The sequence below is a fragment of the Proteus appendicitidis genome (assembly GCF_030271835.1).
In the GTDB taxonomy this organism is placed as follows: domain Bacteria; phylum Pseudomonadota; class Gammaproteobacteria; order Enterobacterales; family Enterobacteriaceae; genus Proteus; species Proteus appendicitidis.
In genome coordinates, this window is the sequence record NZ_CP127389.1 from 827,872 (window position 1) to 850,666 (window position 22,795).

General features: G+C 39.3%; 17 protein-coding genes. 12 read left to right on the forward strand and 5 right to left on the reverse strand.

From position 1 onward, the window contains the following. The first annotated feature begins 76 nt into the window (after nucleotides 1-76). Nucleotides 77-3,499 (forward strand): mechanosensitive channel MscK, encoded by a 3,423-nt coding sequence (gene mscK / locus QQS39_RS03845; RefSeq protein ID WP_285805411.1) that lies wholly within the window; start codon nucleotides 77-79, stop codon nucleotides 3,497-3,499. Here the strand turns inward: mscK and rsmS are convergent, their stop codons facing one another. Continuing rightward, complete coding sequence (gene rsmS, locus QQS39_RS03850) at nucleotides 3,500-3,664, reverse strand: pleiotropic regulatory protein RsmS (RefSeq protein ID WP_102949409.1); 165 nt, start codon at nucleotides 3,662-3,664, stop codon at nucleotides 3,500-3,502. A gap of 11 nt (nucleotides 3,665-3,675) precedes the next feature. Beyond that, the gene (priC, locus tag QQS39_RS03855) at nucleotides 3,676-4,218 is read right to left on the reverse strand and encodes a primosomal replication protein PriC (RefSeq protein ID WP_151434338.1); all 543 of its coding nucleotides are present in this window, start codon (nucleotides 4,216-4,218) and stop codon (nucleotides 3,676-3,678) included. 137 nt (nucleotides 4,219-4,355) lie between these two features. Between priC and apt the strand changes: the two genes are divergently transcribed. The 11 genes from apt to yjiA all read left to right on the forward strand — a co-directional run bounded on the left by apt (nucleotide 4,356) and on the right by yjiA (nucleotide 17,559). After that, entirely contained in the window at nucleotides 4,356-4,907 is a 552-nt protein-coding gene (gene apt / locus QQS39_RS03860; protein ID WP_036932856.1) for an adenine phosphoribosyltransferase, read from the forward strand. 257 nt (nucleotides 4,908-5,164) lie between these two features. Then, nucleotides 5,165-7,138, forward strand: coding sequence for a DNA polymerase III subunit gamma/tau (gene dnaX, locus QQS39_RS03865; RefSeq protein WP_285805412.1), 1,974 nt, complete (start codon nucleotides 5,165-5,167; stop codon nucleotides 7,136-7,138). 54 nt (nucleotides 7,139-7,192) lie between these two features. Next, nucleotides 7,193-7,522: a YbaB/EbfC family nucleoid-associated protein gene (locus tag QQS39_RS03870; RefSeq protein ID WP_023580840.1), complete on the forward strand. Its 330-nt coding sequence runs from the start codon at nucleotides 7,193-7,195 to the stop codon at nucleotides 7,520-7,522. Continuing rightward, nucleotides 7,522-8,127, forward strand: coding sequence for a recombination mediator RecR (gene recR, locus QQS39_RS03875; protein ID WP_109371667.1), 606 nt, complete (start codon nucleotides 7,522-7,524; stop codon nucleotides 8,125-8,127). Before QQS39_RS03870 ends, recR begins: the two co-directional genes overlap by 1 nt. 244 nt (nucleotides 8,128-8,371) lie before the next feature. Then, nucleotides 8,372-9,040: a vWA domain-containing protein gene (locus QQS39_RS03880; RefSeq protein ID WP_265576159.1), complete on the forward strand. Its 669-nt coding sequence runs from the start codon at nucleotides 8,372-8,374 to the stop codon at nucleotides 9,038-9,040. Then, entirely contained in the window at nucleotides 9,040-9,795 is a 756-nt protein-coding gene (locus tag QQS39_RS03885; RefSeq protein ID WP_285805413.1) for a PP2C family serine/threonine-protein phosphatase, read from the forward strand. The genes QQS39_RS03880 and QQS39_RS03885 overlap by 1 nt, the downstream gene beginning before the upstream one ends. Next, nucleotides 9,789-11,279, forward strand: a complete 1,491-nt coding sequence (locus tag QQS39_RS03890; protein ID WP_151434342.1) for a DNA-binding protein — start codon at nucleotides 9,789-9,791, stop codon at nucleotides 11,277-11,279. Before QQS39_RS03885 ends, QQS39_RS03890 begins: the two co-directional genes overlap by 7 nt. A 15-nt stretch (nucleotides 11,280-11,294) precedes the next feature. Next, nucleotides 11,295-13,802 (forward strand): energy transducer TonB family protein, encoded by a 2,508-nt coding sequence (locus QQS39_RS03895; protein WP_285805414.1) that lies wholly within the window; start codon nucleotides 11,295-11,297, stop codon nucleotides 13,800-13,802. A gap of 336 nt (nucleotides 13,803-14,138) precedes the next feature. Then, nucleotides 14,139-16,289 carry a carbon starvation CstA family protein gene (locus QQS39_RS03900; protein ID WP_151434344.1) on the forward strand — a complete coding sequence of 717 codons (2,151 nt, stop codon included), beginning with the start codon at nucleotides 14,139-14,141 and terminating at the stop codon, nucleotides 16,287-16,289. A gap of 60 nt (nucleotides 16,290-16,349) precedes the next feature. After that, nucleotides 16,350-16,556, forward strand: a complete 207-nt coding sequence (locus tag QQS39_RS03905) for a YbdD/YjiX family protein (RefSeq protein ID WP_004245057.1) — start codon at nucleotides 16,350-16,352, stop codon at nucleotides 16,554-16,556. Nucleotides 16,557-16,578: 22 nt separating this feature from the next. Continuing rightward, nucleotides 16,579-17,559, forward strand: a complete 981-nt coding sequence (gene yjiA / locus QQS39_RS03910) for a GTPase (protein ID WP_285805874.1) — start codon at nucleotides 16,579-16,581, stop codon at nucleotides 17,557-17,559. A 212-nt stretch (nucleotides 17,560-17,771) separates the two neighbouring features. Here the strand turns inward: yjiA and QQS39_RS03915 are convergent, their stop codons facing one another. The 3 genes from QQS39_RS03915 to pepT all read right to left on the reverse strand — a co-directional run bounded on the left by QQS39_RS03915 (nucleotide 17,772) and on the right by pepT (nucleotide 22,388). Continuing rightward, a complete protein-coding gene (locus QQS39_RS03915; protein ID WP_285805415.1) occupies nucleotides 17,772-19,094 on the reverse strand; it encodes an L-cysteine desulfidase family protein in 1,323 nt (440 codons plus the stop codon). Between the two features lie 676 nt (nucleotides 19,095-19,770). Further along, nucleotides 19,771-21,138 carry a C4-dicarboxylate transporter DcuC gene (dcuC, locus tag QQS39_RS03920; RefSeq protein ID WP_088493653.1) on the reverse strand — a complete coding sequence of 456 codons (1,368 nt, stop codon included), beginning with the start codon at nucleotides 21,136-21,138 and terminating at the stop codon, nucleotides 19,771-19,773. Next, on the reverse strand, nucleotides 21,135-22,388 hold the full coding sequence (gene pepT / locus QQS39_RS03925; RefSeq protein WP_151434348.1) for a peptidase T: 1,254 nt from the start codon (nucleotides 22,386-22,388) through the stop codon (nucleotides 21,135-21,137). The genes dcuC and pepT overlap by 4 nt, the downstream gene beginning before the upstream one ends. Between the last annotated feature and the right edge of the window lie 407 nt (nucleotides 22,389-22,795).

The window sequence follows — 22,795 nt, forward strand, 5'->3', positions numbered from 1 at the left end:
TTACACTGCCAATTTAAAGCAATTGGATTATACTAATAAACAGTTTTTCAATATTAATTGAACAAGTTGCTTAACCATGTGTACACAAACTCTTTTTTCTCAATTTAATAGTCAAATAAAGACGGTTATTACAGCCACGATTATTGTCTTTATTCTTTGGGGACTCTCCATTACCGCCGTTTTAGCCGCGGTACCGAGTAATTTACCGACTCAAGAAAGCATTCAAAACCAGCTTAATTTATTAAATAAGCGCAGTGAGTTAAGTGCAGAAGATAAATTAACTATCACAGATCTCGAACAATCACTTTTATTACTTGATGATATTCAACAATTAGAGAAAAAATCGACAAGCTACAATAAAACAGTCGATCAATTACCGGAAAAATTACGTAGTACACAATATCAACTCGAACAATTAAAACAAAAAATCGCTAATAAAGAAGCCGACGATTATAAAAAATCATTAGAGGCTTTACCGCTTACAACATTAGAATCTCAACTTGAAACGGTTTTACAGTCATTACAAAAGTCTCAAGATGATTTAGCCAACTACAGTAATGAGCTTATTGTATTACAAACACAACCTGAAAGGGCGCAATCTGTTTTATTCGGCAATTCAGAAAGACTGCAACAAATAAGAACCTTGTTGAATAAAAGCAGTGCTGATAAAGCACAAATGCGCACTTCAGCAGTGCAATTGTTGCAATTAGAACAATATTATCTTCAACAACAAAATAATTTTCAAAAGCGAACTCTCCAATCAAATGTGCAACTGCAAAGTTTATTGCAACTACAGCGAGATTATAGTTCTGCTTATATCGACCTTTCACAAGAGCATGCTCAATTACTTCAAGATGCTATCAATGATAAACGCTTAGATAGCTCGGAAGAAACTGCCAAAGAAGCCCAAAGTACAGGGCTTGAGAATCAGATCATTAATAACGATCCATTTTATTTGGTACAAACAGAAATCAATAAACAGCTTAGTGATAAGTTGATTGTTACCACACAAAACAACAACGATTTAAATCGCCATAGCTTACTCGTAAAGAATCGTTTAGATAGAGCCATTCAATCTGAACGCAATTTAAAAGAACAAATTGATGTGCTTAAAGGCAGTTTATTACTGTCACGTATTCTGTTTGAAGAACAAGTTGATTTACCCGATGGTATATTTATTAATAACTTGCCGGATAAAATTGCCGATTTGCGATTAGAACAATTTGAAATAAACAAGCAACGTGATCAAATCATTCAACCTAATGTTTATATTGATCAGTTGATGAAAGAGTATCAATCAACACATCCTGAAACTACAGATGCCAATGCGCAAAAAGAGTTACGCAATGCTTTGGAACTCTTAATTGATGCACGTAGAGAATTGCTCGATAAACTGAATAACCAATTAGGTAATCAAATATCGGGTTCGATTAATCTCCAAATGGATCAGCAACAATTACGCAGTGTGGTCAGCTCACTGGAAAACACATTGGCTCAGCAAATTTTCTGGGTAAGCAGTAATAAGCCGATTAATCTTAATTGGTTTGCAGTATTTCCGACTCAAGCGGTTGCCGAATTTCAAGGTTTTAAGCTTAACTGGTCAAATGAAAATCTGTTGATCGGGGCTAAGAAATCACTTCCTGTACTTATTGCACTTATTTCGTTCAGTTTGTTGATTATTTGGCAACGCAAAAAGCTAGATATGCAATTTGAAAAACTGAATGCGGATATTAATAAGCTTAATAAAGATTCACAACTGCATACGCCATTAGCATTAGGGATTGTATTTATAAAAACATTACCCCTTTCTTGTATTGTATTAGCAATAGGGTATTGGCTAATTAATAGCTTTAATGTGCAGCAAGAATTTATTTGGTCTTTTGCATGGCAATTTGCGGTATTTTGGCTGATGTTTGAATGGTCTTATCGCTTAATGTCTGACAATGGTGTTGCCGTAAAACATTTTAAAATTCCTCTCGAACGCGTTCAGCAAAATCGTAAACGTTTATTACGCTTATCACTGCCAATGTTGCCAATTATTCTGCTTTCAGCTTATGGTATTAATAATCCATTACTGTTAGTGGGGGATGTTATTGGGCAATTAGTTGCGATTATTTCATTATTTGGTATTAGCCTGTGTGCGCTGCCATTTTGCCGTGAAATATGGCAAGAAAAGGGTAATCATGTTGTTAGAACGGTCGTCATTACCTTATTAACGTTTTCGCCCCTTATTTTAATGGGATTAGTTATTTTTGGTTATTACTACACAGCATTGCGTTTAGCAAATCGCTGGATTGACAGCTTATATCTGCTCATGCTGTGGTTTATTGCTTATCATGCAAGCTTACGTGGCTTAACTGTTGCGGCTCGACGTCTCGCCTATCGTCGCGCTCTTGAACGTAGACAAGCTATGTTAAAAGAGAAAAAAGAGGGCGAAGATAACAGCCTAGAGCCTATTCAAGAACCACCAATGGATATGGATCAAATCAATCAGCAATCATTAAGACTGACAACGATGATTTTATTTATCATCTTTGCGTCTAGTTTCTATGGTATTTGGTCTGATTTTATTACGGTCTTTACCTATTTAGATGGAATAACGCTCTGGAGTTACACTTTGCCGACAGAGCTTGGTAATGTCGTTAAAGCGGTTACTGTTGCCGACCTATTATTGTCTGTTTCTATTATGGCAATTTCTTGGTTTATGACCCGAAATTTACCGGGTTTATTAGAGGTATTAATTTTATCTCGTATAAAACTGCAACAAGGGGCTTCTTACGCGATCACAACCATTTTAACCTACATTATTATTGCTATCGGAACCATCGTATCACTGGGAATATTAGGTGTCGCCTGGGAAAAACTGCAATGGTTAGCGGCCGCTTTAACGGTTGGTTTAGGGTTTGGTTTACAAGAAATATTCGCAAACTTTGTGTCTGGTCTAATTATTTTGTTCGAAAGACCCGTCAGAATTGGCGATACGGTTACTATTGGTACTTATTCCGGTACGGTTAGCCGAATTCGTATTCGGGCGACGACAGTGACTGATTTTGATCGTAAAGAAGTGATTATTCCAAATAAAGCGTTTGTGACCGAACGACTTATTAACTGGACATTATCTGATACGGTGACACGTATTATTATTCAAGTTGGTGTCGCTTATGGCTCTGATCTCGATAAGGTCAAAGAGATTTTAATGAAGGCGGCTAAAGATAATGTCAGAGTGATGACAGAGCCAGAACCGGTGGTATTATTTACTGAGTTTGGGGCAAGTACGCTGAATCATGATTTGCGTTTTTATGTCAGAACATTAGGTGATAGAAGTATTGCAATAGATGAAGTTAACCGTGCTATTGATAAGTTATGTAATGAAAATAATATCAATATTGCGTTTAACCAACTTGATGTCTATTTACATAATAAACAAGGTGATGAAGTACAAGAGATAAAACGTCCTCTTGATGGTTCAACACCTGAAGCCAATACACCTTTTGCTTAATTAAAGGGATGAATGAGTAGATTGTGCTGCTAATTTTTTTTCATAATCTTGGCGCACAATCTCAAGGGCTTCTAGTGCAGTTTTAGGATCAATATGGTGGCTTTCAAGTAAATAGATAAGATCGACTGCCAATTGAACAGACTCTGGTGCTTCTTTTAAACTCATTATCACCTCCTTTAAAATTTATCTTCTTGTTTCTCAATGCTCTTTTCGATAGAGAACAGGGCGTTTTTGCAGCGCGCAAGGCGATTTTCAAGAGCGGCAATCTCTTTTTGCAACTCTTGTTGCTTCATAAAGCTTTGTGCTTGCGTTAATGAAAGTTCTCTATCTTGGATCATGGCTTGTAATCGACGCTCATAATCCTGATGTTGGGCAAGCTTTTGGTATAAATCGACACTTTTTTTTCGTTGAGTAAGCTGGTTCTCTTGCTTTCTTAGTGTTTGTGTCGATAATTCACGAGTTAATGCTTCAATTTGTTGTAGGATTTGTGTGGCCAGAAATTTAACCTGCTGGCTTCGTTGTGCCTCAACACAAGCGATTAACTGGATAAAATTATCGCGGATCTGTTGCATATAGCCACCAAGGGAATCACTTCGGCGGTGGAATAGTGCTGTGTCGAAGCAAGGTGCTGCAATTTTTTTGTTTGCAATAGGCGCCACTGTTTCGGCTAGATTGTCTATCTGTTTTTTAAACAAGCTTAAAGGATCGGGTTTATTCATCTGGTTCTTGTCCCTGTTTTGATAAAAACATGAATTGACTTAAAGCAACAAAAAAGAGTTGTTAATTGGCTTTCTGTTGCATTTTAACGGCATATTGCATAGATTCTATCGTTTCGTTTTTTATTATGGCACTGATTATGACTGCTAACGCGCAACAACTGCAATTTATTAAAGACAGTATTGAAACCATTCCTGATTATCCAAAAGAAGGGATATTATTCCGTGATATCACCACATTATTAGATAATCCTGCTGCATATCAGGCAACCATTGATTTATTGGTAGAACACTATCAAGGTCAGGGTATCACTAAAGTCGTGGGTACCGAAGCGCGTGGCTTCCTATTTGGTGCTCCTGTCGCTTTACGCCTAGGTGTTGGTTTTGTTCCTGTTCGTAAAAAAGGTAAATTGCCTCGCGAAACGCTCAGTGAAACTTATGATCTGGAATACGGCACAGATACTTTAGAGATCCACAAAGATAGCATTACGGATAAAGATAAAGTATTAATGGTTGATGACTTACTGGCAACAGGTGGCACCATTGAAGCAACTGCTCGTCTGATCCGCCGTTTAGGTGGTACTGTGACAGAAGCTGCATTTATTATCTGCTTACCTGATTTAGGCGGTATCGAACGCTTAGAAAAACAAGGTGTTCACAGCTTTACACTGGTTGATTTCCCAGGACATTAATATCTTCACTGTTTAGAGAAGAACGCATTAAGTTCTTATCGTAAACACAAGTAAGAGTGCGGGTGTTTATATCTCATTTATAAGTATTTCTATTTTTATAAATGTATATTGTTGCCCGCACAATTGTTACCTCTTACTTTATCTTAAATTTCTGCTGGTTCTTTCATCAATATCTCATTTGTTTCTTACAGATCTCGCTCAATAGGTCGCCCCTGTGTTAGCATAGAGATAAATCTCGTTCAAATTTAGCGGAATCAATGAGCTATCAGGTACTTGCCCGTAAGTGGCGCCCACAAACTTTTAACGATGTTGTTGGTCAACGTCATGTGTTGACTGCTTTAGCTAATGGTCTTGATCATCAGCGACTTCATCACGCCTATCTTTTTTCTGGCACAAGAGGTGTCGGAAAAACCACTATTGCCCGATTATTTGCCAAAGGGTTGAATTGTGAAACAGGTATTACGAGTAAACCTTGTGGCCAATGTGCAAATTGCCTTGAAATAGAACAAGGGCGTTTTGTCGATTTAATTGAAATCGATGCGGCATCTCGTACTAAGGTAGAAGATACTCGTGAACTGCTGGATAATGTGCAGTACGCGCCAGCAAGAGGACGCTTTAAGGTCTACTTGATTGATGAAGTTCACATGCTTTCTCGTCACAGTTTTAATGCGCTACTAAAAACATTAGAAGAACCACCAGAGCACGTTAAATTCTTATTAGCGACGACTGATCCACAAAAACTACCGGTGACGATTTTATCGCGTTGTTTGCAATTTCATCTGCGAGCATTAGATATTGACCAAATTGCGACACAGCTCGAAAAAGTGCTATCAGCAGAGCATATTGAAAATGATGTAAGAGCGCGTCAACTTATTGCTCGCGCTGCCGATGGCAGTATGCGAGATGCATTAAGCTTAACAGACCAAGCTATCGCAAGTGGCGAAGGTGTTGTCAGTGCGGATGTGGTTAGCCAAATGCTTGGCACGATTGATGACGCTCAGCCTTTAGCATTGATTGAATCGCTAGTAAAAGCGGATGGTCAACAGGTCATGTCGCTAGTTAATGAAGTCGCTTCAAGAGGTACTGACTGGGAAAATTTCTTGGTGGAAACACTCTCATTACTGCATCAAATTGCGATGTTGCAGTTATTGCCTAGTGAAGAAAATCCTCAAGAGCAATTTACTCAAGAACGCCTACGCTTATTGGCTAAATCTGTTTCTCCACAAGATTTACAGCTCTATTATCAAACCTTATTAGTAGGACGAAAAGAACTGGCTTATGCGCCAGACAGACGCATGGGCGTTGAAATGACGCTGTTACGTGCGCTGGCTTTTCATCCTAAAACAGTGATTGATGAAATACCTTCTGCGCCATTAGCACAGACGTTACCTTCAGCATCATTGCCTACGAATAGAAAGTCTGAACATTATGCTCCACAAACGGCGCAGACTCATTCGCCTCAAATGGCTCATTCATCTTCTTCACCAATAGAAAATAGTGCTTCGCTCGGCAATAGCCCCGCAGCACAACTTCTAAGGGCAAGACAGGCAATAAAGGGGACGGAACAACAAACCCCGCCAAAAAAGTCTGAACCGGCGACGCCTAATCGGGCTAAGCCGGCTGCTAGTGCATTAGAGCGGCTAGCAGCCGTGAGTGAAAAACGCCAGCAAGCAGCGAAGCGTCAGACTAATGCGCCTGAAAAAAAGAAAAAAGAAGAGTACCAGTGGCGCCCGCAAAACCCTGAGCTAATGTCAACGCAAGAGGTTGTTTCTTCACCAAAAGAGATCAAAGAAGTTCTCGAATATGAAAAAACGCCTGAATTAGCAGCAAAAATTGCGAAAGAATCACAAGAAAGAGATGCGTGGGCTGCTGAAATTGACAAAATGCCGCTCCCTAAATTGGTACAACAACTGGCATTAAATGCGTATAAAGAGACGGTAAGCGAAGAAAACGTTATTTTGCATTTACGAACTAAACAGAAACATTTAAATTCAGCAAATACGTTACGCACGCTTACTAATGCGTTAAGTGAATTGCATGGAAAAGCAATTTCACTCACAATTATAGAAGATGATGATCCAGCGGTAAAAACACCGTTGGAGTGGCGACAAGCCATTTATGATGAAAAATTGGCGTTATCGCGTCAATCGATTATTACGGATAAAACGATTCAAACATTACAGCAATATTTTGATGCTGAATTGGATGAAGAGAGTATCCGACCTGTTTAATCGCAACATGTTGTATGACTTCATACTGTGTGGCTTTTACAAAGAGAGACAATTATGTTCGGAAAAGGTGGTTTGGGTAATCTGATGAAGCAAGCCCAACAAATGCAAGAAAAAATGCAACAAATGCAAGAAGAGATCGCTAACTTAGAAGTGACAGGTGAATCTGGCGCTGGCTTAGTTAAGATCACTATCAATGGTGCTCATAATTGCCGTCGTGTTGAAATCGATCCTAGCCTGCTAGAAGATGACAAAGAGATGCTGGAAGATCTGATTGCTGCTGCCTTTAATGATGCTGCGCGTCGTATTGATGAAACACAAAAAGAAAGAATGGCCTCTGTTTCTAACGGTATGCAATTGCCACCAGGCTTTAAGATGCCATTCTAATGCAAACCAGCCCACTTCTTGAATCATTAATGGAAGCGTTGCGTTGTTTACCCGGTGTCGGGCCTAAGTCAGCGCAACGAATGGCTTTCCAACTACTTCAACGCGATAGAAGCGGTGGTATGCGACTTGCACAAGCACTCACGCGTGCAATGTCTGAAATTGGTCATTGCTGTGATTGCCGAACTTTTACTGAAGAAGAGCGTTGCACCATCTGTGCGAATGTTCGCCGTCAGCAAAATGGGCAAATTTGTGTTGTTGAAAGTCCTGCGGATATTCATGCTATCGAGCAGACAGGGCAGTTTGCGGGTCGATACTTTGTTTTAATGGGGCATTTATCCCCTTTAGATGGTATTGGACCTATGGATATTGGTTTAGATAGACTTGAAGAACGCTTAAGCCAAGAGACTATTTCAGAAGTGATCTTGGCGACAAACCCGACCGTTGAAGGTGAGGCAACAGCCAATTATATTGCTGAAATTTGTGCTCAGTATGATATTTCGGCTAGCCGAATTGCCCATGGGGTTCCTGTGGGAGGTGAACTTGAAATGGTCGATGGTACAACGCTTTCGCACTCTATTGCTGGACGCCAAAAAATCCACTATTAATATCATAAATCGTTTATTAAAAAGCACCTTTTACAAGATGTAATAAGGTGTTTTTTTTCATCTGAAATCATGAAAACACTCTCAAATTTAATTTAAAACATCGAGTTTTAAACCTTAAAGCTTATTTTTTATCAGAAATATCTTTATCTTCACTTTATTGCTTTTTTCTTTCTGATGAATTTTGCGTCTTTATGTTACATTAATTACTATCATGAAAAATAATAACTGAATGATGGAGCATCTTATGATCCCAGACGTAGCCTTGGTTGATAATAGTGAACAAAGAACCCCTCTGATCTTAGTACTAGATAGCTCTGGCAGTATGTATGGTCAACCTATTCAACAACTAAATGAAGGGCTTAAATTACTCGAACAAGAGCTTAAAAACGATGTAATTGCGGCTAAACGTGTACGTATTCTGGTTATTGAATATGGCGGATATGACCAATGTACGGTTCATGGTGATTGGAAAGATGCGATGGACTTTACAGCGCCTGTTTTAGAAGCTAATGGCACAACGCCGATGGGGCAAGCCATTACGCTCGCACTTGAAGAAATAGAAGCTGAAAAACAGCGCTTTAAACAGGCGGGTGTTGCTTATACTCGTCCTTGGCTATTTTTAATGTCTGATGGTGTTCCGACAGACCAATGGGAGCAGGCTGCACAGCTTTGTCGTCAAGCAGAAGAAAACCAAAAAACAGCGGTATTTCCTATTATGGTTGATGGTGCATCAGCAGAAGTCATGGGAAGCTTTAGCCGTAATGGTGTTAATGGTGTGAAAATGCTTAAAGGGCTGCAATTTAAAGAACTGTTCTTGTGGCTAAGCGCCAGTATGCAGGTGGTTTCTCAATCAACACCGGGTGGCACAGCACAATTACCTTCAACTGATTCTTGGGCGAGTGTACCTGTTTGATGAATGATTGGTTAGCTTATGGGGCATCTGTGACAGGTATTGCCCATCAAGAACGTCAAATTCCCTGTCAGGATGCTTATTTTATTCGTCGTAAAGGTGAATATCTTATCGCTGCTGTTTGTGATGGCGCTGGCTCTTCTCGTTATAGTGAACAAGGCGCTCAGCTCGTTGCCCGGTTATTTACGCTACGTATTACAGAGTGGCCAAACATTGATTTGTTAACCGAAAAACAGATAATCCAAGGGGCTAAACAACTTATTGAAGATATTCGCCTCCAACTGGCTGAATATGCAGAAATAAAGCAGTGTGCGCTTAATGAATATGCATCAACACTGGTTGCATGTTGGGTTGGTGATGATAGTGGCTATTTATTCCATTTAGGCGATGGCATTGCCGTGGTGGAGTATTGCGATGGTACAAGTTATGTATCACAGCCTGAAAATGGAGAATATGCGAATCAAACTTGGTTTGTGACGTCAGAAAATTGGGAAGCGCACTTACGCGTTATTCCCCTAAATAAACCGGTAAAACAGGTTATTTTGATGTCTGATGGTGTACAGCCTTTTGCGATGAATAAAGCGTGTGATGCCCTTTATGAACCGTTTATTACTCCTGTGATCCGTTATTTAAAAACAGTATCAGAAGATAGCGGAAGTGAGGCATTAGCAGGGACTTTAGCTGATCCTCGAACACATTCAATCACCGGCGATGATAAAACCTTAGTTATTTGTATCAGGGATGAAGAGTTGTGGTAAAGGCAAAGAAACAGAAACCAAGCAAACCTATATCGACACAACTACTATCGACACAGCTACAAGATGAAAATGGTAAGATTTATCAAATAGGTACTTTGATAAAAAGCGGTGGTGCGGGCAGCGTTAGCCATATTAATAATGCACCTTTCCAAGTCTCAAAAGTTTACCATGATAAAATTGATAAAGCTTATTATCTAAAAAAGATCACGGCAATGCAGAAGTTAGAACCTGCATTAAAGCCCGTTTCTGTTAACGATACGCCTATTATCCAACTCGCATGGCCTCAAGCTCGTTTATACAATAGCCAAAAACAATTTGTTGGCTTTGTGATGCCGGAACTTGATGTCAAAAATACGATTGAGTTGGAGTATATTCTTCAAGAGCGCCAAGCTAAAGCTCATGGTTTACCCACAGGAATGGGTGCGAAAGTGAGTCTTGCATATAACCTTTGCTCGTTGATTGATGCTTTGCATCAGCAAGGGCACCGTATTATTGATATGAAACCGCTGAATTTGCGGTTTTATAAATCAAGTCTGTATATGTCTCTTCTCGATTGTGATGGCTTTAGTATCCAAGGTGAGAATGCACGCTTTCCTGCTGGGCAATTTACCGTTGAATATCTTGCCCCTGAGTTTCAAGCAAAACAAACGGTTCCAGAATCTCAAGAAGAGTGGCAAGACCGATTTGCCTTAGCCGTTATTATTTTCCAGTTGCTTAATTTTGGTATCCATCCTTTTAGTGGTCGCCCTAAAAATGACACTGTACCTACAGATATTCCAAGGCGTATAGCAGGGCGTTTTTATGGTTATGGCGTAAAAGCGCATAATTTGATCACCCCTAATGTCGCCAGTGGACATAAACAATTACCCGATAAACTCAGAACACTCTTTGATAAAGCCTTTTCAGGCACACCTTCGCAAAGACCAAGTGCAAAAACATGGACGACAGCACTTTATGAATATGCACAACCTGAAAAGCAACAATTAGTTATTTGTCAAAAAGATAAAAACCACCAGCATTTTGCAGGTAAAGCTTGCGCAGCTTGTGCAAGAGGGGCGAAGTTACAGCAAGTTGCAATTACTCAAAAACAAAACCAAACGCAACGCGAGCAAATTCGTCAAAAACGAGTACAAAATGCGAATATTCGACAAGCGCCAGCCCAAGCTACGCCAGCGAAACCTATTCAGCCTCCAGCAATATTTATTGCAGTTAAAAATGCAATAAATAAAGTACCCAAAGTCGTATTACATACCGCTATTGCCATGATAGTCCCTGTGTTGTTGGGATTATTGCTGATGAATTTTATTCCACAAGGCGCCAGCGGTAGTTTAGGCTCTAGCTGGGTTACTGATTTAATTAAAGCTGATTATATTGAACAAATATTAATAACGATGTTGAGTGTGATGTTTTTAATGATTTCAGCCATTATTTTATTAGTTATTTTTGTTTTCCCTTCCATGCATATTTTGAAAAGAAAGCCATAGGTTAGGGAAAATAACATGAAAAAAAGAATAAAGCTGATCCTGATTATTATTGGCGTTATAACATTACTGTTTCCTTTTTGGTTGCCAGCTTTTTTAGTTTCAACCTTTAGTTTGATTGATAGTTTTAATAGCAAAATTCTCCCCTCATCTGTGCGCTTTGATGAGCGTAATTTCTTGCTGGGAGTATGGCTAGGCTCTCTTATTATGACGATTGTTATGTTATTGCAATCGTGGCGAGCTAAAAATATTTACTATTTATGTGGTGGTGGACTCGTGCTTTTAATGGCGCTGGGTGTGTCATTATCGGTGATCCCAACAAATGAATTAGAAGATCGCCGTCGTTTTGTTTTACAAAATATCGAACAATCAGAATGGCAAAATTATCATTATCTTGTTGTTAATAGCGAAAATGAGATCCGTAACGTTATTCGGTCTAATCAACCGAAAGCGCTGGCATTGATTAGCGCTATTGAGAAAGCGCGAATTGCTTTACCAGGATTGGATTATTTTAGCGATGATGTGACTGAAGCGATAAAAGCGAAAGAGGCTTATTTAGCTCATACCAAGGGAACGTCAGAACGTGCGGAAGCTGTAAAAACACTCAATTTTTATGGCGACTGGCTATTAAATCAACCTGAGATTATGGTTGCTCAGGCATTAGCTTCCCTTTCAACGAGTAATGATGCTCAATTAACGCAATCAGGTATGAATGTTATTGCTGTTGCGCCGTTATCGCCTGAGGCATGGCAAGTTTTAGCACTGACTTATATTGCTCATCGTTCTGTGGATGCACAAATTGAAAAAGCGATGTTAGCGTTAATGGTGGCAGATACGCTCAAACTGGCTAAGCAAGGTCATGATGATATTTCAGCGCAACAATTATTGAAAAAAGCAATTTCAGAGCTTACTGAAAATCAGCGTCAGATTTATCAGATATTACAAGCGCGTGTTATTGAAGATCGTTTTTATCGACAAAATAGCACTCCACCAGACGATGTTACAACGTTGGCAAATCAACGATTACCAGTGAGTAACGCAATTTATAATGATTCAACCACTTATATTGAAATGCAATCAATGATGGGAAAAGAGTATCCCGGAGAAGTTTTCGTTGAATCACCTAATGAAGTAAAAAACTTAACTGAGATCCGTTATCCAACAATCAGAAAATATATCCCTCGTGCAGATGTTATTTTATCCGTTGATGTTGATCCTCAAGGGCGCATTTCAGGGCTTTGGGTACAAAACAGTAGTGGTGTTGATGCATTCGATAATAAAGCAGTGAGTGCCGCTCGCCATTGGCGTTTTATGCCAAACAAAGACGGATATCGTCAACGTGTGACCGTTCGTTTTGAAAGTACCCGTCTTGGTTGGAAAGAGTATGCCGTTAAGCAACAATCAACATTAATAAAATTGGTTAAAGCTTACGCAAGACAAGATGCTAAAGAGATAACACTTACCGAAAATGTTTATTCAGAATTGAAAAAACAAGCGCCAGAATTAGAAAATGAAAGAGAAGCAACTCGTTCTAGCTATGATCCTTATGCTTCTTATTACCCTAGATTATCTCAACGACAGCAAGAAAAGCGTGCTGCGTTACAAGCCATCTTAAAAGAGTTACAGGCATTGCCTAATGGTAAAAATAACCATGAAAGCTGGGATAACAGTATTCGCTTTTTAAATGAAAAACTCGCTCTTCATCAAGATAATGTTGATATCGTAAGAACAGTGGCACGTTTTGAATTGCAATATTACAACATAGGAACCAACAATTTAGCCAGTTCTCCTAAAATTTATCCGCAAGATAAAGAGTATTGGCAAACCTTATTATTGAAAGCGCGTACTCATTTTGAACAGGCTATTGCATTAGAGCCTGATCGTGAAGATGTCTGGTTAGGCTGGGGCATTACATGGCTTGATGAAGATCCCGAAATTGCAGCCGGTGCATTTGCTAAAGCATCACAGCAAAAATCAAAAGAAAGTGTTGGTGTGCTGATGCAAATGTTAGAAATGCGCATGGTAATGAATACACTTGAGGGCGCTCGCTTAGAACGCTATCAAACCTTACGTGCCAGAATGGATATGCGTTATTTACCTGAAGGTATTGAAGTTAAGCCTTCAGATGATTATCTCAGCGATGATTTAACTCAAATTCAATTGGCTCAGCGTGTAATACCTGCATCAGATCCGAATAGTAAAGTGATACGTAAGCCGTTAAACAACAAAGTTGTTGAGCAATCAAATCGAGCATTTAGTATTGATTTTTCATCGGCGAATATTAAAGCCAGTGATCAGGCATTACCGAAAGTGAATGCCCCTGATACAGCAGCTAAAACAGGGGAGATGATCTTACAACTTGATGTGGACCCTCAAGGCGTTCCTACTGTGGTGTTATTGAAATCTGGCAGTGGTGACATGAGCATAGATAATGCCGTTATTGATGCTGCATACCAATGGCGTTTTAATGGCTCACCTACCCGAAAAGGTAATGTGCTTTTAATATCAGTTCAATTTAGCCAATAATTACCATTCAATTAAATAATGTTATAAAAACCCTCCTTTTTTGTTAGTGAAAAGGAGGGTTTCTTCTATTTTGTGAGTTTCTAACTTATTGAAAGAAATAAAATTGTTACCTAGATCACAAAAAAATAGCCTTTTCAAAAAGACAGAACCACTCAACTCAGAAAACAGACCGCTTAATTCGTTATACAACCGCTAAGCGATTTTGTCACACTGTTCATATCTCATTCTTCTTATTATGTAGTAGCGGGCAGTTGTCTCTCATATTCGCTCAAATCATTCTCAGCTGTCCCGCATTACTCTTTGGCTGTTCGGTCTTGCCTGAAAAAAAGGTGTCTCATGAACAAAAATGCATTTTTAAAGCACGTACCTTGGGTGATCCTCGGGATTATCGGTGCTTTTTGTCTTTCAGTGGTTGCACTTCGCCGTGGTGAACACGTCAGTGCGCTATGGATAGTTGTTGCTTCTGTTGCCGTTTATTTAGTTGCTTATCGTTATTACAGTCTTTACATCGCTCAAAAAGTGATGAAGCTTGATCCAACTCGAGCAACACCTTCTGTTGTCAATAATGACGGTTTGAACTACGTTCCGACTAACCGTTATGTTTTATTTGGTCACCACTTTGCGGCTATCGCGGGTGCCGGTCCTTTAGTCGGACCTGTTCTTGCTGCGCAAATGGGGTATTTACCGGGGACGCTTTGGTTATTAGCCGGGGTTGTGCTTGCTGGTGCAGTACAAGACTTTATGGTGTTGTTTATTTCAACACGCCGTAATGGTAACTCACTTGGTGAGATGATAAAGAAAGAGATGGGTCCTATTCCGGGTACTATCGCTTTATTCGGCTGTTTCCTTATCATGATCATCATTCTTGCAGTGCTTGCGCTTATCGTTGTTAAAGCATTAGCAGAAAGCCCATGGGGAGTGTTCACTGTTTGTTCAACAGTACCCATTGCCCTGTTTATGGGTATCTACATGCGCTATATCCGTCCGGGCCGTGTCGGTGAAGTCTCTGTTATCGGTATTGTATTACTGATTGCTGCGATTTGGTTTGGTGGCGTTATTGCTCACGATCCATACTGGGGACCTGCACTAACCTTTAAAGATACAACCATCACCTTTGGTCTTATTGGTTATGCTTTTGTTTCTGCATTACTGCCAGTTTGGTTGATCCTTGCTCCTCGTGATTACTTAGCGACGTTCCTGAAAATTGGGGTTATCGTTGGGTTAGCGGTTGGTATTGTTATCCTAAACCCTGAACTGAAAATGCCAGCGGTTACTCAATATGTCGATGGTACAGGACCATTATGGAAAGGGGCTTTATTCCCATTCTTATTTATCACTATCGCTTGTGGTGCCGTTTCTGGTTTCCACGCACTGATTGCTTCAGGTACAACACCTAAGCTTATCGCTAATGAAATGGATGCGCGTTTTATCGGTTATGGTGCAATGTTAATGGAATCATTCGTTGCGATCATGGCATTAGTTGCTGCATCTATCATTGAACCCGGCCTGTATTTTGCAATGAATACACCACCAGCAGGTTTAGGTATTACTATGCCGAACCTTCATGAATTAGGTGGTGAAAATACAGCAGTTATTATGGAGCAGTTAAGAGAAGTTACTGTGCATACTGCTGCAACGGTGAGTTCATGGGGCTTTGTTATTTCGCCAGAAGAAATTCTACAAACAGCGAAAGATATTGGGGAGCCTTCTGTATTAAACCGTGCTGGTGGTGCGCCTACCTTAGCTGTTGGTATCGCGATGGTATTCCATAAAATCATTCCTGCTGCGGATATGGGCTTCTGGTATCACTTTGGGATCTTGTTCGAAGCGCTCTTTATTTTAACGGCGTTAGATGCGGGTACACGTTCTGGTCGCTTTATGTTCCAAGACTTGTTAGGTAACTTTATCCCTTACCTGAAGAAAACAAACTCGTTCATTCCGGGTGTGATTGGTACTGCAGGTTGCGTAGGATTATGGGGATATCTGTTATACCAAGGTGTTGTTGACCCATTAGGCGGTGTTAAGAGCTTATGGCCACTGTTTGGTATTTCAAACCAAATGTTAGCAGCAGTTGCTCTGGTATTAGGTACTGTTATCTTAATTAAGATGAAACGTACTAAATATATCTGGGTGACAGTGATCCCGGCAGTATGGTTATTAATTTGTACAACATGGGCATTAGGTCTGAAACTTCTCAGTGATGATCCACAAATGGAAGGTTTCTTCTACTTAGCAAATGAATACAAAGCGAAGATCTTAGCTGGTGGTGCTGACTTAACTGCGGCTGAAATTACCAATATGAATCATATTGTAATTAACAACTACACCAATGCTGGCTTAAGTATTCTGTTCTTAGTGGTTGTTTACAGCATCATTTTCTACGGTTTCCGTACCGCAATGAAAGCGCGTAAAAACCCAGAAGATACATCACAAGAAACACCGTATGTTCCTATGCCAAAAGATGTAAAAGTGTCCTCAGGTCACTAATTTAGGTAGATAGGTTAAACCCCCGTGCTGGCTTGCCAGTACGGGGCTTAGGAGAAACTTATGTTTGGTAATTTAGGACAAGCTGGAAAATATCTAGGACAAGCAGCACGTATGCTAATAGGTATTCCTGATTACGATAATTATGTGCAACACATGAAAGATAACCATCCAGATAAGCCTGTTATGACCTATAACGAGTTTTTCCGTGAACGTCAGGAAGCCCGTTATGGTGGTGGTGATGGTAAAGGCGGTTTTCGCTGTTGCTAATGATCCGAAAAGGAGATAAATGATGGAACCTATTGCAGTGACAATACTGACTGGTTTTTTAGGATCAGGAAAAACAACACTTTTACGTCATATGCTTAATGAAGAGCATGGCTATAAAATTGCCGTCATTGAAAATGAATTTGGTGAAGTACCTATTGATGACGAAATCATTGGTGATAGGGCGACTCAAATTAAAACACTGACCAATGGTTGTATTTGTTGCAGTAAATCGAATGAATTAGAAGATACGCTATTAGACTTATGTGACAGTCTAGATCGCGGTGAAATCGAATTTGATAGATTAGTTATTGAATGTACAGGCATGGCTGATCCAGGTCCTATTAGCCAAACATTCTTTTCTCATGAGATCATCTGCCAGCGCTACTTATTAGATGGCATTATCACGCTTGTTGATAATGTCCATGCTCAGCAACAACTGGATCAATTTACGATTGCACAATCACAAATTGGTTATGCTGACCGCATTCTGTTAACGAAAACAGATATCACACCAGCCTCTCCAGAATTAATGGCACGATTAAGACGCATTAATGCCAGAGCGCCTGTGAATACCGTGATCCATGGACAAATTGATTTAGGATTACTGTTTAACGTAAAAGGTTTTATGTTGAACGATAATCTCGATGTAAAACAGCCTCTGTTTCGTTATCAGGCTGATAAGCAAGATGACATCAATTCGATTGTACTCAAATTTGATTATCCCGTTGAGCTACAAGAAGTTTCAGACGTAATGGAAAAATTATTATTAAGCTTTGCTGATAATCTATTGCGTTATAAAGGGATCTTAAATATTAAAGATCAACCTAATCGCTTGTTATTTCAAGGTGTACAACGTCTTTATAGTGCTGATTGGGATAGACCATGGAATGAAGATGAGACTCGCCAAAGCACATTAGTCTTTATTGGTATTCAATTACCAGAAGAAGAGATAAGAGCCAATTTTGATGCATTGATGCCTAGCACAGAAGAGAAGGCTCCTTAACCTAATACCCTGTAGTGAGTGTTAGAAAGCAGTAAGAAGTAAAGTAGTTAAGTAACCGTAGTAGTTGAAACTTAGTAGTTGAAATGTAGTAGCCGTAAATAGCAGTAACGAATATTGATAAGCTCCTGACTTGAGGAGGGTCCTGTTCCTAGGATCTTATGTTTCACCCCATAATAACCAACATTATGGGGTGCTTTTTTTAAATGCTTAAATTAGCCGTTAGCAACGGCTTTATATTCCATGATCTCAATAATTTGAACATCGGTATGTTGCATTGCACGACTTGCGAGCGCACATAGATTTTCAATTGTAGAATCAACATCATGAGCGACAATACCATCATTACCTGTCACATAAGTGTTATCTAGAGCCATTAACACAGCTTTATAAGCTGCACTCGCTCCCGTTGAGACTTTCATCGCACAGCTATTTGAAGCACCATCACAAATCACACCGCTGATATCACCAATCATGCTACTAATTGCCATCGCCATAGATTCGTAACGTTCATCCATTAGCCATGCAATTGCACCAGCTGCGCCCATTGATGCGGTTGTTGCTGCACATAACGCAGATAGCGCAGGGAATTTATGGTGAATATAAATAGCCAGCAAATGGGAAAGCATTAAAGCTCTTGCCATTTTCTCTTCGCCAACTTGTAAATATTCAGCAACCACGACAACAGGCATCGTTGCGGCAATACCTTGGTTACCAGAGCCTGAGTTACTCATGGCGGGTAAAACAGCTCCCCCCATACGCGCATCAGAGGCTGCAGAAGTACGGATCATAATCTCTGATAATAAATCTTTTGCTAATAAACCACGCTGTTGTTGGCGTTGTAAAGTTTGCCCAATATGTAAACCATAAGTATTGTTCAAACCTTCTTTTGATAGCGCATCATTTAAATGTGCTGACTCAAGGATAAAAGAAATTTCTTCTACGGGAATTTGGGTAACAAACTGGTAAATTTCTTGAGTATTGGTTTGGGTTAATGTTTCTTTTATTTCGCAAGGTGATGCAGATTGTTCTGCGCCAGCACAAGTGTTATCAAGAACAACATGACCGTTATGAATAATTTTAACAATATTAGTATGGTTACCCGCAATAATGACTGTTGCGTTGTTTTCACCATCTTCAACAGTCACTTCGCTATATAGAACTTCTTGGCATGCTTTTTTAATTGAAACATTCACAATGCCCGCGGCTAATAGTGCCTTGCTTTGCTCAACATGCTCTGGTGTTGCATTCTTTAATACTTCAAGACCTGCTTTACAATCACCACCAACGGCACCTAAGCTTGCGGCAATGGATAATCCCACCATGCCTGTACCTGGTACGGTTACGCCCATACCGTTTTTCATTAAATTAGGAGAGACTTCAGCACTAATGCGGGTAATCGCGTGTTGTAAGTAACTTGCTGCTGTTGCAGCCGCTAATGCAAGCGAAATAGGTTCTGTACAACCTAAAGCGGGTTTTACTTGTTGCTTAACTGCCGCTATCAATATTTTCCAACGAGAAGATAATTGTTCTTTCATTGCATGCATCCAATAAACAGTATGAGAATTCAATGGGTTATTCTATTTTTAATACAAACATCATACTGAATTTATGGGAGAAAGTTTTTTCTGAATTTACTAAGATTGTATAAAATTTGAGAAAATATTACCTTTCTTAACTTTAAGATTGGTAATTTTTTCTATATCAAAGATAACGCAACCGTTTTGGCTCTTTTGCAGTATTTATTGATAAAAAGAGGGGCGTTTTGTGTTTTTTTCTTAAAAAGAAGTGGTGAGAAATAAAAAAGAATGAGATGGTTTTAATATCTAATAATAAGATTAAATAAAAATGCAATAGAACGAATACACAGTTCTATTGCTAGTACAATTATTATACTTAATGTGGGCTAACTCAGAATAGTTAAAATAAATGGCAATGAGTGAGTGCATTTAATATCATGTCATCATTTTAACAAAACAGATAATAGGCGTTTTATCCTCTGATGTATAAGAATAATATCTTGTTATTTTGTTAATATTTTCATAAGTTTAATGATTTTGTTTTTGTTTTTAAATGAGTGGGTAAATGTATTTTTAATAAAATATAACTAATTTTTTATTTATGAAAATAACAATAAATTATCTTCATTTATTTTTAATATGTTTATTATTTGAAAATAACCTGAAGCAACAGCTATTGCTTCAGGTATATTTATTAATAATAGAAGATAGCAATAATAGCACTATGGAATACAAAACCTACCATCAGCGGTATTGCTGTTCTCTTTACAACATCAAACGGCTGTAATTTTGCACCACTCGATACCGCGATGATAACACCGGCCACTGGAGACATACCTCGTCCCATATGTGACGCTTGTTGCATTGGTAAAATCATCGCGATTGGGTTTACACCCATGCTATGGGCAATTTGTGGAATAAGTTCAACGAAGGCAAGGAAAGGTGCATTACCTGAACCCATAATAATCGCGGCAGCTAATGTCACGATAGCGAAGACCAATGCCATTGCAAATGGCGGTAAGCCAACAGATTCTGCCATAACGATCAGGCTGTCTATTGCACCACTGACTTTAATACCGTGAGCAAAAACACCCGCTGCGACTAATAATCCCACAACATTACTAAATGCAGATCCCATCCCTTTTAAGAAATGCTGAAAGCCCGCACACACGGATTTAAAATCACGTAAGCGTAATGTTTCAATCAGCATACAAATCGCCATTGAAATCAATACAATTGTGACGACATCAAGGTGAATGCCTTCAACAAATAGGCTTGATGAACTCACTGCCATAATGATAGGTAACATTGGCAGTAAGGCATAAAAGCCGGGGACATTTTTATCACTTTTTGCTTCTTCAGACATTTTGCCTAATTGAGGCACAAATCCGGCTTTGCGATCACAATGGCGTTGCCAGAAGATATGTGTAATACCGACGGCTAATACGGTAGCAATTGCCGCAGGTCCTTGGTAATAAAGCACATATTCAACAACCCCTAAATCAACCGCTTTTGCACCACGAATGGCATCAATTGCTGTTGGGGTATAAGCAACGCCCAATGAGGTTGCAATCACGCCTGCCGCGGAAGCGGGGGATAAGCCAAGCCCTATCATAATCGGGAACATTGTACCCATTAATAGAACGGCCAATCCTGTTGCTGAAGGAATAGCAAGTTGCAAAATACTCGCGAGTAAAAATGAGAAAAATAGCAACACATAAGGTGAGCGCATATTTTTCAATGGGCGAGTTGCAACACGGACAACGGCCTCATTGGCACCAATATGATCCATATAATGTGCAAATCCCATCAGCGCCATGATCATTAAACCAAGATCAGCCGCACGGCTACTAAAGAGATCACGCATTACTTCAAAAGGATCTAACCAGCCAATACCTGTTGTTTTGACATTTTTAGGAAGAATGTCTCCCCAACCAAACATCATCGTTAGCGCCATTAAGGCTAAACCAGCCACTAACAAAACAGGTTCGGCTTTATATCCTTTCAAGATCATTCTAGCGACAATAACAACGACAATTAAGACCGCAAGAATTTGGATCATGCTTTAGCTCCAGGTGCAAAGCGTTCAGCGGTGATCTTAACGACAGATTTTAAGACATCACTCGCCGCATAAAGCGACTTAACTGGCAGATATTCATAAATAGAGTGGAAGTTATGAGCGCCAGTAAAAATATTAGGACAAGGCAGACCATTTTGAGAGAGTGCAGCGCCATCATAACCACCGCGCATTGGGATTGGGCGAGGTGTAATACCATTCGCTTCATAAGCAGCCACTGCAATATCGATAGGATAGCGGTTATCACCTTGCAGGCTATTAAACACGTTGGCATAACGATCTGCTAGTTTACAAGTGACAGAGCCTTCACCCCATAAACTTTCACAATAATCTGAGAGTTGTTTTAAAAATGCCATGCGGTGCGCATAACCTTTTTCGGTGAAATCACGCACATCCATTTTTAATACAGTACGAGCGCTATTACCTGCTAATTGTTTTACCCAATAATAACCTTCACGGCCTTCGGTATATTCAGGTGCTTCACCGCCCGGTAACATAGCAACAAATTTATGTGCCATTAACAGTGAGTTTTTTAATTTCCCTTTGGCTGACATTGGATGCGCTGATGCGCCTGTAAAGGTGATTTCAACATCACCCGCATTCCAGTTTTCATATACTAATTCACCAATACCACAGCAATCTAAGGTATAGGCAAAATCAGCACCAAATTCTTTAGTATCAAAGGCTTTTGCACCACGTAAACCTTGTTCTTCATCTGGTACAAAACCAATTTTAACTGTACCGTGTTTAACTTCAGGATGTTGTTTAAAGTACTGCAGCATATCCATAATAGAGGCGATAGCGGCTTTGTCGTCAGCACCTAATAGGCTTGTGCCATCGGTCACGATAATATCGTCATCAATATAATTTTCTAATTCAGGAAACTCGCTTTGGCGCAGATAAATATCAAGTTCTTTGTTTAAGCAAAGGTCACCGCCTTTATAAGGTAGGATTTGCGCTTTGGTATCGTTCGTTTGTTCAGCGCTGGTATCTAGATGACCAAAAAAGGCAACCGTAGGAACATCATAATCAAGGTTTGAAGGAAGTGTCGCTGTGACAATCGCGGTATCGCGAATTTTGATATCTTCAACACCTAACGCTTTTAATTCTTCCACTAATTGTAGTGCAAGCACTCGCTGACCTTCCGATGAAGGCATGATACCAGCAGCGCCATTTTCCCTGTTAGTCGTGGTGTTAACTTTTGTATAAGAAATAAAACGTTCAACGAGATTCATGACAAGACTCCATTGTGTTTGATTTTTTGTATTCTCTCTATTAAAGCTTAGTTGTCTCATTTATTGGAAAGGGCAACACCTACTTGTTGTATCATAAAAAAATCAGTAGGGAATTAGAGGAAAATAATTTTTTTTACAGTAATTTTTTAATGTTAATTAATATTTAATTTTTGGTTTTTTCTTTATTAAAAAAAATCGTGTTTTGTATAGGTGAGGTTATTTTTATTTACTTTATGACTTCTGTTTTTGTGAAGTTAATCATTAAACTTCATTTAATTTATTATTGTTTCTTTATCATAATTAATATGTTTTTTTGAAAGTTATTAAGTTTTTTTCTTAAAATAAATGCTATTTATTTAAAAAAATAGAAAAGAGAAGTGATAGATGAGGGAAACATTGAGAGTAAA